Origin of the sequence: Caldalkalibacillus thermarum, from assembly GCF_014644735.1 — a bacterium.
Taxonomy (GTDB): domain Bacteria; phylum Bacillota; class Bacilli; order Caldalkalibacillales; family Caldalkalibacillaceae; genus Caldalkalibacillus; species Caldalkalibacillus thermarum.
Genome location: NZ_BMKZ01000002.1, coordinates 103,468 through 116,409, shown reverse-complemented (window position 1 = coordinate 116,409; position 12,942 = coordinate 103,468). Strand labels below are relative to the sequence as shown.

The 12,942-nt window shown below is 47.4% G+C and carries 13 protein-coding genes; all 13 read left to right on the top strand.

The annotated features are described in order from the left end of the window. Nucleotides 1–6 precede the first annotated feature (6 nt). The 13 genes from fliM to IEW48_RS01605 all read left to right on the top strand — a co-directional run bounded on the left by fliM (nucleotide 7) and on the right by IEW48_RS01605 (nucleotide 12,911). Nucleotides 7–999, top strand: a complete 993-nt coding sequence (gene fliM, locus IEW48_RS01665; RefSeq protein ID WP_188622313.1) for a flagellar motor switch protein FliM — start codon at nucleotides 7–9, stop codon at nucleotides 997–999. Continuing rightward, a complete protein-coding gene (fliY, locus tag IEW48_RS01660) occupies nucleotides 989–2,137 on the top strand; it encodes a flagellar motor switch phosphatase FliY (RefSeq protein WP_188622312.1) in 1,149 nt (382 codons plus the stop codon). Before fliM ends, fliY begins: the two co-directional genes overlap by 11 nt. Nucleotides 2,138–2,226: 89 nt before the next feature. Then, a complete protein-coding gene (locus tag IEW48_RS01655) occupies nucleotides 2,227–2,586 on the top strand; it encodes a response regulator (RefSeq protein WP_188622311.1) in 360 nt (119 codons plus the stop codon). A gap of 10 nt (nucleotides 2,587–2,596) precedes the next feature. Continuing rightward, complete coding sequence (locus tag IEW48_RS01650; protein WP_188622310.1) at nucleotides 2,597–3,232, top strand: flagellar biosynthetic protein FliO; 636 nt, start codon at nucleotides 2,597–2,599, stop codon at nucleotides 3,230–3,232. A 44-nt stretch (nucleotides 3,233–3,276) separates the two neighbouring features. Then, nucleotides 3,277–3,948 carry a flagellar type III secretion system pore protein FliP gene (gene fliP, locus IEW48_RS01645; protein ID WP_371874795.1) on the top strand — a complete coding sequence of 224 codons (672 nt, stop codon included), beginning with the start codon at nucleotides 3,277–3,279 and terminating at the stop codon, nucleotides 3,946–3,948. Nucleotides 3,949–3,966: 18 nt separating this feature from the next. Further along, nucleotides 3,967–4,236 carry a flagellar biosynthesis protein FliQ gene (gene fliQ, locus IEW48_RS01640; protein ID WP_188622309.1) on the top strand — a complete coding sequence of 90 codons (270 nt, stop codon included), beginning with the start codon at nucleotides 3,967–3,969 and terminating at the stop codon, nucleotides 4,234–4,236. Between the two features lie 7 nt (nucleotides 4,237–4,243). Further along, nucleotides 4,244–5,020 carry a flagellar biosynthetic protein FliR gene (gene fliR / locus IEW48_RS01635; protein ID WP_188622308.1) on the top strand — a complete coding sequence of 259 codons (777 nt, stop codon included), beginning with the start codon at nucleotides 4,244–4,246 and terminating at the stop codon, nucleotides 5,018–5,020. Nucleotides 5,021–5,027: 7 nt separating this feature from the next. Beyond that, entirely contained in the window at nucleotides 5,028–6,119 is a 1,092-nt protein-coding gene (gene flhB / locus IEW48_RS01630; protein WP_188622307.1) for a flagellar biosynthesis protein FlhB, read from the top strand. Nucleotides 6,120–6,134: 15 nt separating this feature from the next. Continuing rightward, complete coding sequence (gene flhA / locus IEW48_RS01625; protein WP_188622306.1) at nucleotides 6,135–8,168, top strand: flagellar biosynthesis protein FlhA; 2,034 nt, start codon at nucleotides 6,135–6,137, stop codon at nucleotides 8,166–8,168. Continuing rightward, complete coding sequence (gene flhF / locus IEW48_RS01620; protein ID WP_229703903.1) at nucleotides 8,168–9,337, top strand: flagellar biosynthesis GTPase FlhF; 1,170 nt, start codon at nucleotides 8,168–8,170, stop codon at nucleotides 9,335–9,337. Before flhA ends, flhF begins: the two co-directional genes overlap by 1 nt. Beyond that, nucleotides 9,321–10,205, top strand: a complete 885-nt coding sequence (locus IEW48_RS01615) for a MinD/ParA family protein (protein WP_188622304.1) — start codon at nucleotides 9,321–9,323, stop codon at nucleotides 10,203–10,205. The genes flhF and IEW48_RS01615 overlap by 17 nt, the downstream gene beginning before the upstream one ends. A gap of 70 nt (nucleotides 10,206–10,275) precedes the next feature. Further along, nucleotides 10,276–10,863, top strand: coding sequence for a CheB methylesterase domain-containing protein (locus IEW48_RS01610; protein WP_268236516.1), 588 nt, complete (start codon nucleotides 10,276–10,278; stop codon nucleotides 10,861–10,863). Then, nucleotides 10,854–12,911: a chemotaxis protein CheA gene (locus tag IEW48_RS01605; protein WP_188622302.1), complete on the top strand. Its 2,058-nt coding sequence runs from the start codon at nucleotides 10,854–10,856 to the stop codon at nucleotides 12,909–12,911. Before IEW48_RS01610 ends, IEW48_RS01605 begins: the two co-directional genes overlap by 10 nt. The last annotated feature ends 31 nt before the right edge of the window (nucleotides 12,912–12,942 follow it).

Genomic DNA, 12,942 nt, shown 5'->3' with positions numbered 1-12,942 from the left:
AATCCCTTGTCAGATGTTCTGTCACAAAAAGAGATTGACGAACTGCTCAGTGCCCTGTCTTCTGGAGAAATGGATGTTGAGGCGTTAAAAAAAACAGAGGGGAAAAAAATCAAAACATACGATTTCAAACGGGCACTCCGCTTTTCCAAAGATCAAATTCGCAGCCTGTTGAGAGTTTTTGAAAATTATGCCCGGCTGTTGACCACTCACTTTTCAGCCCGGTTGCGCACCTTTGTTCAAATCTCTGTTGAGTCGGTTGAACAGCTGCCCTATGAGGAATTTATCCGCTCCGTACCCCAGATCACCATTTTGAATGTGTTTCATGCTTCGCCGTTGGAGGGGCGGATGGTGATGGAAGTCAATCCCAACATTGCCTATGCGATGCTCGATCGTTTGTTGGGAGGGATTGGCGCTACCCCGTCCCGAATTGGCGATTTGACAGAAATTGAAGCTAATGTAATGGAACGCATTTTTCGCGGAGCGATAGAACGCTTACCCGAAGCGTTTAAGTCCATTGTTGATCTGGAGCCAACATTTGAATTCATGGAAACAAATCCTCAGTTTTTACAGATTGTTTCACCCAACGAAACCGTTGCAGTTGTTTCCCTGCAAACGAAAGTGGGAGAGGTGACTGGAATTATTAATTTTTGTTTGCCCCATGTCGTTTTGGAACCTATCATACCCAAACTGACGACACAACACTGGTTTTCAACGCAAAAAAAAGCCCGGGAACAATGGGAGGTAGAGCTGTTACAAAAAAAAGTCAAGCAAACGCCCCTTCCCGTGGTGGTCGACCTGGGTTATTCACAGCTAAGCGTGGAAGAGTTTCTTAAACTGGAAGTAGGCGATGTCATCCGTTTAAATGAAACAGTGGACGATTCATTGATCGTCAGGGTGGGACAAATACCCAAATTTAAGGCTCAGCCCGGAACTTTCCGGGGAAAAAGGGCAGTTCGCATCCTGGAAGAGATCAGAGAGGAGGACGGAAATGGCCAGTGATATGCTCTCCCAAGAGGAGATCGACGCCCTGTTGAAACAGCAGAAAAAGGACGATAAAGAGCAAGGAGACGTAGATCAATACTTAAGTACGTTTGAACAGGATGCTATCGGCGAAATTGGCAACATTGCTTTCGGCAGCGCCTCTACCGCTTTATCAACGCTGTTAAATCAAAAGGTAGACATTACAACGCCCAATTTGTCTTTATTGTACACTGACCGCCTGGCCGAAGAATTTCCTAAACCCCATGTCGCTGTATATGTCAACTACACAGAAGGGTTTAAAGGCTTAAACCTGCTCATTATTAAAATGGAAGATGCCAGCGTGATTGCAGATCTCATGTTGGGTGGTGACGGGAAGAATCCCGACCAAGAGCTGACTGAGATACATACCAGTGCGGTCCAGGAAGCAATGAACCAAATGATGGGCTCTGCTGCTACCGCCCTGTCCACGATGTTTGACAGGCGGATTGATATTTCGCCGCCCGGGATCGACATCTTTGACGTAACCAATACAGAATTTGAACATCCTGTTTTGGAAGAAAAAGTTTTATTAAAAGTTGCTTTTAAATTGCGGGTCGGTGAACTGATCAATTCTGAAATTATGCAATTGATTCCTATTTCCTTTGCCAAAGAGATGGTTGGGTTGCTTCTTGACCCAGAGGAATCTTCCCAACCAGAAAATCAGTCGGCAAGTGAATTATCACAGCAAGAGCCCCCTCAACGTCAGTCAACCGTTGACCCAGAACGGGAAGGAGCAAACCGTGGGGATGAGGGTGTCGTAGATAAACAGTCTATGACAAAGAACGGTCGCTACCAGGATTCGCCTGTTCAACCGGTTGAATTTGCAGAATTTGATCAAAAGCAACCAGCAACATCACCGCCAAAAAATCTGGACTTATTATTGGATATTCCCTTGCAAGTCACTGTTGAACTGGGACGGACCAAGCGCACCATTAAAGAGATCCTGGAGTTATCCCCCGGATCTATCCTTGAACTGGATAAGCTCGCTGGTGAACCTGTAGACATCCTGATCAACAACAAACCGATTGCCAAGGGAGAAGTGGTCGTCATCGAAGAAAACTTCGGTGTGCGGGTCACTGATATCTTAAGCCAGAGAGACCGCTTGCAAACACTCTAAAGGTAAATCCTGTCAGTAGGAAAAAGGGAAGGACTACAAACTGGTTCGTTAATGGGAAAACTTCATTAAATGCGAGGGAGGAGTTCTAAATGGCAAAAGTTCTAGTTGTTGATGATGCTGCATTTATGCGCATGATGATCAAGGACATCCTAACCAAAAATGGATACGAGGTGGTCGGGGAGGCTGCTGACGGCCAGCAAGCTGTGGAACAGTACAAAGAACTGAAGCCGGATTTAGTCACCATGGATATTACGATGCCGGAAATGGACGGGATTACCGCCTTGAAAAAAATAAGAGAAATAGATCCTGAGGCCAAGGTGATTATGTGTTCAGCCATGGGCCAACAAGCGATGGTCATTGATGCCATTCAGGCAGGAGCAAAAGACTTTATAGTCAAGCCCTTTCAGGCTGACCGGGTGTTGGAAGCGATCAAAAAGGTACTAGGATAAGGGATAAAAGATGGAGGGTAAATATCATCTGCTACGGCTGATCGTGATGACGGTGTTGATGTGTGTTCTCCTTCTCCCAGCGATAGAAGAAGGAGAGGCGGCTTTACCAACAGCACCGGGAACAGAAGTGAACGAGCAAATCGAACTGCCTGACCAAAGTAAGACATTCGGCTGGATGATAGTTCAACTGGTTTTTTACACTGTGCTCGTCATCATTTTGCTTGTCCTGTTTATTCGTTTTTTAGCCAGGCGCCAGCAAAAACTGGGACACCAACAACTTTTTGAACATATGGGCGGCACCTCGCTGGGCCCGCACAAGTCCTTGCAGTTAATCAAAGTGGGAGGAAAGATTTATCTGCTTGGAGTGAGCGATCAGATTACGTTAATAAAAGAAATAGATGATCCTGCTCAAATTGAGCGTATTGAAGCGGATAGAGAAAAACAGCAGTCTTTTTTCCAGACCACGGGGCAGGACGGTTGGAAATCCTTGCTGGATCAGTGGGCAAACAAAAAAAGAGACTCCCAATTCCAGTCATTGCTTGAGACCAGTTTAAGGAAGCAGCAGTTGAAGCGTGAAAAATATGAACGCGACTTGCGCCAAGGGCAATCCGGCCCAAGGAGTGACGTGGAGAACAAAGAGGGTTGATGTAAGTGATTGACATCGTGTCGCCACAGACAATTGGAGCATTGATTCCAGCTCTAAATCTTGAAATTGGCACATCGACAGATCCGGAAGAAGTGGCCTTTACGCTGCAGCTTCTAGCCTTATTAACCATTTTATCATTGGCGCCAGCCATTTTAATCATGATGACGTGCTTCACCAGGATCGTGGTTGTGCTGGCCTTTGTCAGAATGTCTCTGGCCACCCAAACGATGCCGCCCAACCAGGTTTTGATCGGCTTAGCCCTGTTTCTCACTTTTTTTGTGATGGCTCCAGTATTCACGGAAATTAATGAAACTGCTTTACAGCCGTATCTTGAGGGAGAACTTAATCAAGAGGAAGCATTTGATCTGGCTGTCGTCTCTCTTAAGGAGTTTATGGCCCGGCATACCAGGGAGAAAGATATGGCCTTGTTTTTAAGATACGCCGGGTTGGAGCAGCCGGAAACGATTCAGGATATACCATTGACTGCCCTTGTCCCTGCTTTTGCCATCAGTGAATTGAAGACTGCTTTTCAAATTGGTTTCATGATTTTTATTCCCTTTTTAATCATCGATATGATCGTCGCCAGCACCCTGATGTCAATGGGGATGATGATGCTCCCGCCGGTTATTATCTCTCTTCCTTTTAAAATATTGTTGTTTGTGCTGGTGGATGGCTGGTACTTGGTGGTTGAATCTTTACTCTTAAGTTTTCGATAAGAAAGGGGCGGGGGGATGATGACACCCGAGATAGTGTTGGATCTGGCCCAAAACGCCGTTTTTACCATTCTGCTGGTGGCCGGCCCTATGTTGCTCATGGCCCTTGGGGTAGGGTTGTTGGTCAGCATCTTTCAAGCCACAACACAAATTCAGGAGCAAACACTGGCCTTTATTCCGAAAATAGTGGTTGTGCTGTTGTCACTGGTTATTTTTGGACCCTGGATGCTGTCTGTCATTTTAGATTTTACCAATAAGTTGTGGAAAAACTTGCATCTTATTGTAGGATAGATGAGTGATGCTAATAGAATGGCTTAATGATCTGCCTGCTTTTCTATTAATATTAGTGCGTCTCACTGCTTTCTTTGTGACAGCCCCTTTGTTTTCCCTGCAAGGGGTACCACACGTGTTTAAGATTGGTTTGGCTTGTTTTCTTGCTTTGGTTTCTGTTGCAGTCATTGAAGTAGAGCACCCGCTACCTCTGGATGTTGGATTTCTGGTTTATGTGGTTAAAGAAACACTGGTCGGCCTTTCCTTGGGCTTTGTTGCAGCACTGGTGATCTATACCGTTCAGGTGGCGGGGGCGTTTATCGACTTTCAGATGGGTTTTCTTATTGCCAATCTGGTTGATCCACAAACAGGGGCCCAAATCCCGATTATTGGGAATCTGAAGTACTTTTTAACTCTGCTGTTTTTATTATCAGTTGATGCTCATCATTTGCTGATCGAAGGGGTGCTTCGCAGTTATCAGCTGGTGCCCGTTGACCACTATTTTGTACCCATTGGCTCGGCTGGTGTGGCTCAGTTTGTCACGCACGTCTTTGTGCAAATGTTTCTTGTTGCCCTGCAGATCGCCATCCCCATTGTAGGTGCTTTATTTCTTGTTGACGTATCGCTCGGCATTCTGGCCCGCACCGTTCCCCAGATTAATGTGTTTGTGGTCGGCTTGCCGTTAAAGATTTTGAGTGGTTTTGTCTTGATTTTGATCACGCTGCCTGGGTTTTTCTTCATTTTGCATAGACTGGTTGGGGAGATGGTGGACACAATGGGCCAGCTGTTGCGTTTACTGGGGTGATCGCCATATGGACAAGTACATACTACCTTTACAATTTTTTGCAGAGGACGCACAGGAAAAAACAGAAAAAGCGACGCCCAGGAAAAGGGAAGAGGTACGGCGAAAGGGGCAAGTAGCCAAAAGCTCAGAGGTGCCGACCGCCCTCATTTTGCTGTTTGTTTTCATCGTGCTCTATTTTACCGGGGACTGGATCGTGACCCGTTTCAAAACCTTGTATGTCAAAAGTTTAACCCAGTATATCCACCAGGAGGTCACATCCCAGATGGTACCCATCATCTTTCGGGAATTGTCGCTGGAGGCAGCCAAGCTCGCTGCGCCGGTTATGCTGGCTGCCCTGGCAGCCGGGCTCTTGGGCAATTACATTCAGGTGGGTTTTCTTTTTTCCACCGATCCCCTGCAGATGAAGCTGGAGCGCATCAATCCGCTGAAGGGATTTAAGCGGATCTTTTCCACCCGGGCCCTGGTGGAGTTGTTAAAATCACTGATCAAAATAACTTTGATTGGAACGGTGGTCTTTACCCTGCTCATGCACCGCCGGGAAGAGATCTTTCAGTTATCTCAAGCCAGTCTGGGCAGTACAATAGCGCTTTTAGGCAGATACACGTTTCAGATCGGACTTAGTGTTGCGCTGATTCTGCTCTTTTTGTCCCTGCTCGATTATCTATACCAAAAATATGAGTTTGAGAAAAATATCCGCATGTCCAAACAAGAAGTAAAGGATGAACACAAGCGGATGGAAGGGGATCCGTTGATCAGGTCCAAGATCAGGGAGCGACAGCGGCAGATGGCCGCAAGACGGATGATGCAACAAGTGCCATTGGCCGATGTGATTCTCACCAACCCGACCCACTATGCCGTAGCCCTGAAGTATGATGCTGACCAGATGGATGCTCCCCAAGTGGTGGCCAAGGGGACAGGACTTGTGGCTTTAAAAATAAAAGAGATTGGCGAGGAACATGACGTGACGATTGTTGAGAACAAACTGCTAGCCCGGGCGTTGTATGAACAGGTGGAGATCGGCGAAGAAATTCCGGAACACCTGTTTCAGGCTGTGGCCGAAGTATTGGCCTATGTGTACCGCTTAAAGGGCAAGGTGTAAGGAGGAGGATCTTTAGTGATTCTTAGGGATTATAGTATTTTATTCGCTGTTATCATGATTATTGTCATGATGGTTATTCCTCTTCCCACCTGGATGTTGGACATCCTGATCATCATTAACATTTCTCTGGCACTTACGATTCTTCTGGTGGCCATGAATACCAATGAGTCACTCCAATTTTCCATCTTTCCAGCACTGTTATTGTTAACCACCCTATTCCGGCTGGGTTTGAATGTGTCTACCACCCGGGCGATTTTGACCGGAGCCGATGCTGGCACTGTGATTCAAACCTTTGGTGAATTTGTGGTTGGCGGCAGTGTGATTGTCGGGTTCTTGGTTTTTTTAATCCTGGTGATTATTCAGTTTATTGTCATTACGAAAGGTTCCGAGCGTGTGGCTGAAGTGGCGGCCCGCTTTACTCTAGACGCCATGCCGGGAAAACAGATGAGCATTGATGCCGATTTGAATGCAGGCCTCATTAATGAACAACAAGCCAGAGAACGGCGGGAGAAAATTGAGAAAGAGGCAGATTTTTACGGTGCCATGGACGGTGCAGCCAAATTTGTCAAAGGTGATGCCATCGCTGCCATTGTGATTACCATTATTAACATTCTTGGCGGTTTATTGATCGGCATGATGGTGATGGGCATGCCTTTAAACGAGGCGGCTTCCACCTACACGCTGCTTTCAATCGGGGATGGTCTGGTCAGCCAGATTCCGGCCCTCCTGCTTTCTACTGCAACTGGCATTGTGGTCACCAGAGTTGCTTCTGACGGAAATTTGAGTCTGGATATCTCCCGGCAAGTTTTCGCCTATCCCAAACTCTTATATGTGGTCGGGGGCACGATCGCTTTGTTGGGAATTTTGACCCCGATTAACCCTTTTTTAACTTTGTCTATTGCCGGATTTATCTCCTTTGGCGGATTTAAGATGGAGCAAGCACTTAAAGAGCAGCAAGAGCAGCAGGACGTGCAGGAGGAAGAGCAGGCTTTGGAAGAGGTGAAAGGACCGGAAAGTGTGCTGCCTCTTTTGGAGGTTGACCCTATTGAGTTTGAATTTGGCTACAGCCTGATTCCCTTAGCTGATGCCAATCAAGGGGGGGATCTCCTAGACAGAGTCGTCATGATTCGCCGCCAATGTGCTTTGGAGTTGGGGATGATCGTTCCCGTGATCCGGATCAGGGACAACATTCAATTGAAACCGAATGAATATGTGATCAAAATCAGGGGCAACCGGGTGGCCCAAGGGGAGTTGCTGCTTGACCATTATCTGGCCATGAGTCCCGGTGTTGAAGATGAATCAATAGAAGGGATTGAAACGGTGGAGCCAGCGTTTGGTTTGCCGGCTCTATGGATTACTGAAGAGATGAAAGAGCGGGCAGAGATGGCGGGTTATACGGTTGTCGATCCTCCCTCTGTTGTCTCTACCCATCTCACTGAAGTTATCAAGCGTCATGCCCATGAGCTTCTGGGCCGCCAGGAAGTGAAAACATTGCTTGATCATGTCAAGGAATCTGCCCCTGCTGTAGTAGAAGAGCTGATTCCAGATCTTTTGACGGTGGGGGATGTGCAGAAAGTATTGCGCAATTTGCTCCAAGAGCGGGTTTCGATCCGCAATCTGCCCCTCATTTTGGAAAGTTTGGCTGACCATGCATCGCATACCAAAGATCCTGATCTGTTAACGGAATATGTCCGCCAAAGCCTGGCCAGACAGATCACCCATCAATATGCGGGAGATAACGGGTCGTTGAAAGTCATTACTGCCGGTGCTTCTTTAGAAAAACGGATTGCCGATGCGATCCAGCAAACAGAACAAGGCCCTTACCTGGCTCTGGATCCTGAAACGACCCAGCAAATCTATCAGGCCGTGCTGGAAGAAGTCAAGCGCGTGCAGCAGGTGGGGGCAGAACCTGTGCTTTTAACCTCCCCGATGATCAGAATGCATTTGCGTCGCTTGCTGGCTCGTTACCTGCCTGATTTACCCGTTCTATCTTATAACGAACTGGATGCCGATATCGAGGTGCAAAGCGTAGGAGTGGTGAACGTGTGATGAGAATCAAAAAGTATGTTGTCAATTCCCTGGCTGAAGCCATGCAGGAGATAAAACAGGATTTGGGTCAAGATGCGGTGATTCTGGATACCAAGAAGGTGAAAAGAAAGGGTCTTCTGGGTTTGTTTCGCAAAAAGACACAAATTGAAGTGATTGCTGCGGTAGATCCTAACCGTTCTCACCCCTTACCCGAAAGCTTTAGCAAGCGAAGAGAGCAAAACAGGAAGGGTTTAGACGGGAAAGCAGCTGCAGCTGCTTTGCAACCTTTAAAGCCTCAGGCTGTGCAGAATGATGTCGCCCAAGAGATTAAGGAACTGAAAACATTGATGCTCAACATGATGGGCGAAGTTACAGTTCAACTGCCGCCTGTGGCAGAGAAAATCGACCAGCAGCTGAGACAGCATGGCGTCTTGCCCTTTATCCGGGCTGATATTTTACAAAAATTGCTGCGGGAAGAAAAATGGCGGGTTGAAAAGGGGCCGCATAGAGAGCTAACGACAGAAGCGAGGAGGATGCTCAAGGACTATTTGGCCACACTCCCGTTTCAAGAGAACAAACCCTTGCCCAAGCTCGTCTGTTTCGTTGGTCCCACCGGTGTGGGAAAAACAACTACCATCGCCAAACTGGCTGCTGACATGTTACTGGTCAAACGGCGGAAAGTAGGTTTAATCACTGCAGACACTTACCGTATCGCAGCTGTTGAACAACTAAGGACATATGCCCAGATTTTAAATGTTCCCCTTAAAGTGATCTATTCAAGGAAGGATTTGACCGAAGCGCTGGACGAGCTTCAGGGTTGCGACTGCATCTTGATGGATACGGCGGGGCGCAACTATTTGGGGACGTTTGACATACACCAACTTAAACAATTTGTCCCTGAAGGGGAGGATGTCGAAACTTGTTTGGTGCTCAGTCTGACCAGCAAATATGAGGATATGAAGCATGTCATAGCCAATTTTAAAACACTGCCCGTCCACAGCTTAATTCTGACTAAGGCGGATGAAACGCGCTCACTGGGTTCAATTGTTAATTTGCTCAGTGAATACCGCCTGCCGTTAGCTTATATCACCAACGGTCAGAACGTCCCAGACGATTTTCTCCATCCATCACCCGGGTGGCTGGCCGATGCTCTGTTGAAAGAGGGGGTAGAGCATGAAAGATCAAGCTGAAGGCCTGCGGGAAAAAATGCGCCGCAGCCAGACGAAAACCGGCCCCCGCACAATTGTGGTGACAAGCGGCAAGGGCGGCGTAGGAAAATCTAATGTTGCCCTCAATTTTGCCTTAAGTCTGGTTGAACGCGGGAAACCGGCATTACTGTTTGATCTTGATGTGGGTTTTGCCAATATCGATATCTTAATCGGTTACAGCCCCCGGAAGACTTTTGTGGATATGATTGAACAACAGCTGCCTTTAAACCAGGTGATTGAAAGGGGGCCATACGGCCTTGAGCTTATTTCCGGCGGATCAGGACTGGGCAAGTTGTTTCATGTGGATCAGGAAAAGCTTCATCATGTCCTGCTCCAATTGGACACATTAGCTAACCGTGTGGACTATATTGTTTTGGATACTGGGGCAGGCTTGTCCCACGAATCGTTAAGTCTGATGCTGGCTGCGGATGATGTGCTGGTGGTGACCACCCCTGAACCGACCTCTTTGACCGATGCCTATGGAGTGATAAAAGTCTTGTGCAAGTACAATCGGGAGAGTCACTTACATCTGATCGTCAACCGCTGCACCAAACCTTGGGAAGGTTTGCAAACAGCACGCAGATTGCAGGCAGTGGCACAGCAATTTTTAAATAAAGAGTTTAACTATTTGGGCTATCTTCCCCATGATTCAGCTGTACAAAAAGCCGTGCTTAACCAACAGCCTTTCATTAAAATGTTTCCTGCTTCCAAGGCTGCGCAGGCGATGAAGGTCATCACGGCCCAATACCTTGGTCAACAGTTTGAACAGCAGCCGGTGGAGAAAGAGGGAAGATTGCGCTCCTTTTTTAAGCAGTTAATCGCTCCCTTTCGCCAGAAGGAAACAGGATAACAGAAGAATTGGCTGCAGAGGAGGGAGGATCATCACAGGTTATCGCCATCAAAAACCACTTAAATATTTAGTGCTCATTGGTGCTTCCACCGGTGGTCCCAAGGCATTGCACTATATTTTTTCCCATTTGACCCTGCGTCAAGATACAGCCTTGCTTGTTGTTCAGCATATGCCTCCTGGATTCACACGGTCATTGGCGAATCGCTTAAATGAGCTCTCCGCTTATACGGTGAAGGAAGCACAGCAGGGCGAAGCGGTTCAAGGCGCTTATGCCTATGTGGCACCAGGAGACTACCACATGGAAATGAAGCTGACAGAAGGTGTACCGGTCATTCACCTGCACCAGGACGCGCCGCAAAGGGGGCATCGCCCGTCAGTAGATGTTTTGTTTAAATCAGCTGCACAAACTGTCAACTATGGGGTAGTTACAGTGATCTTAACGGGAATGGGAAAGGATGGGACAGAAGGATTACAATGGCTAAGGGAACGGAAAAACGTTTACTCGTTGGCTGAGGATCAATCAACCTGTGTTGTCTATGGAATGCCTAAAGCAGCCATTGAGGCAAGACTGATTGATAAGGTTGTGCCGCTCGAAGGCATGCCTGGGGCGATTGAACAGGCTATTAAAGAGCTGGGGGGATCTGGACAATGGATATGAACAAGTATTTGGACGCTTTTATTGATGAAGCAACTCAACATTTGCAAGCTGTTAATGAAAATTTGCTCTTATTGGAAAAGGAGCCGGACAATGTGGCCCTGGTGCAAGAAATCTTCCGCTCTGCCCACACATTGAAAGGGATGGCAGCTACCATGGGGTTTGAAGATGTGGCTGACCTGACCCATCATTTGGAAAATGTGCTGGATCAGGTGCGTAACGGGCAATTGCAAGTCAACACGCCCATGCTAGATACGCTGTTTTCAGCCGTTGATACACTGGAGCAAATGATTGAGGCTATTATGAAACAAGAGGAGTCAGGCGCAAATCCCGGCCAGATCATCAGTGCGTTGAGCCGGATTTTAGATCGGGGGGGCGCCAAGGATGATCCAGAGCAGCTTGGCAACGAGGAAAAATCCTTGCCTCTTGAATCCAGCACTATTTTACAAGCGGTGGATGAGTTTGTTTTGACTGTATTGACCCAGTCAGAAGAAGCTGGATTTCACATTTATTACATACAGGTCATCTTGGATCAAGGTTGTTTGTTAAAAGCAGCCAGAGCGTACATGGTGTTTCAGCTCCTTGAAAGGGAAGGGGAAATTATACAATCCCATCCTCCGGTGCAAGAAATAGAAGAAGAGGCCTTTGATTTCTCTTTTCAACTGCTTTATGTCACCAAACAACCCATGGAATATATTCAACAGATCATCCTCAAAGTTTCGGAAATAGAACAGGTAGAGATTTTCCCCATCAGTGTAGACGAGTTGAAGCACAGTCAGGGACAAAAAAAGATGAGCGCAACAGAAGAAGTTGCAGCTGGAAAAGAAGCGCCGGCTAGTGAAGCACCGCGTCAATCATCACGGTCTAACACACCGTCGACTGGAGCAGGAACAAAACGGGTGCTGAATAAGACCATTCGCGTCAATATTGACCGTTTAGATGCGTTAATGAACTTGTTTAGCGAGCTGGTTATTGACCGGGGCCGTCTGGAGAAAATCTCTAAGGAACTTCAACATCAAGAATTAATGGACACAGTAGAACACATGAGCCGCATGAGCAGCAACTTGCAAGATCTGATTCTCAACATGCGCATGGTGCCCGTTGAACAAGTCTTTAACCGCTTCCCCAAAATGGTGCGCAGTTTGGCGCGGGAATTAGGGAAAGAAGTGGAGTTGATTATGAGCGGAACAGAGACGGAGCTGGATCGTACAGTGATAGATGAGATTGGTGATCCGCTGGTCCATCTGTTGCGCAATGCCATTGATCATGGTTTAGAAACTAAAGAAGAACGCAGACGCTTGGGTAAACCGGAACAGGGGCGGATAGAGCTTAAGGCGTATCACAGCGGCAATCATGTCTTCATCGAGGTCAAAGATGACGGGCGGGGCATTGACCGTGACAAAGTGTTAAAAAAGGCAGTTGAGCGGGAAATCCTGACCTGGGAAAGGGGGCAGGAGTTTACGGATCAGGATGTCTATCAATTGCTGTTTGCTTCCGGTTTCAGTACCGCTGAGACGGTGTCTGACATATCCGGACGGGGCGTTGGGCTCGATGTGGTCAAAAACAAAATCGAATCTTTGGGGGGAAGTGTCTCCGTTCAATCAGAGCCCGGAGCAGGGACCACTTTTACGGTGCAACTGCCCTTAACTTTGTCTATCATTTCCGCTCTGCTTGTCAAAGTAAAGCATGAGACTTATGCGATTCCGCTGACCTCTATCATTGAGGTGGCTGCAGTCAAAAAAGGGGATGTCCGCACCGTCCAGGGGCAGAAAGTGATTAATTTTAGAGGAAAAGTTGTACCCCTGGTCTCCTTGGAGGAGGTTTTTGAAGTGCCAGGGGAAAGAGTGGACGAGGACGTTCTTTCCATCGTGATTGTAAGGAAAGGGGAGAAGTTGGCGGGGTTGGTTGTGGATGCTTTAATTGGCCAGCAGGAAGTGGTGCTCAAATCCCTTGGGGCTTACTTAAATCAAGTTTTCGCTATTTCCGGAGCAACCATTTTGGGGGATGGGCAGGTGGCCTTGATCATAGACTGCAATGCACTGATTAAATAAGGAAATAAACCATCATGCTGTTTGGCGGAGG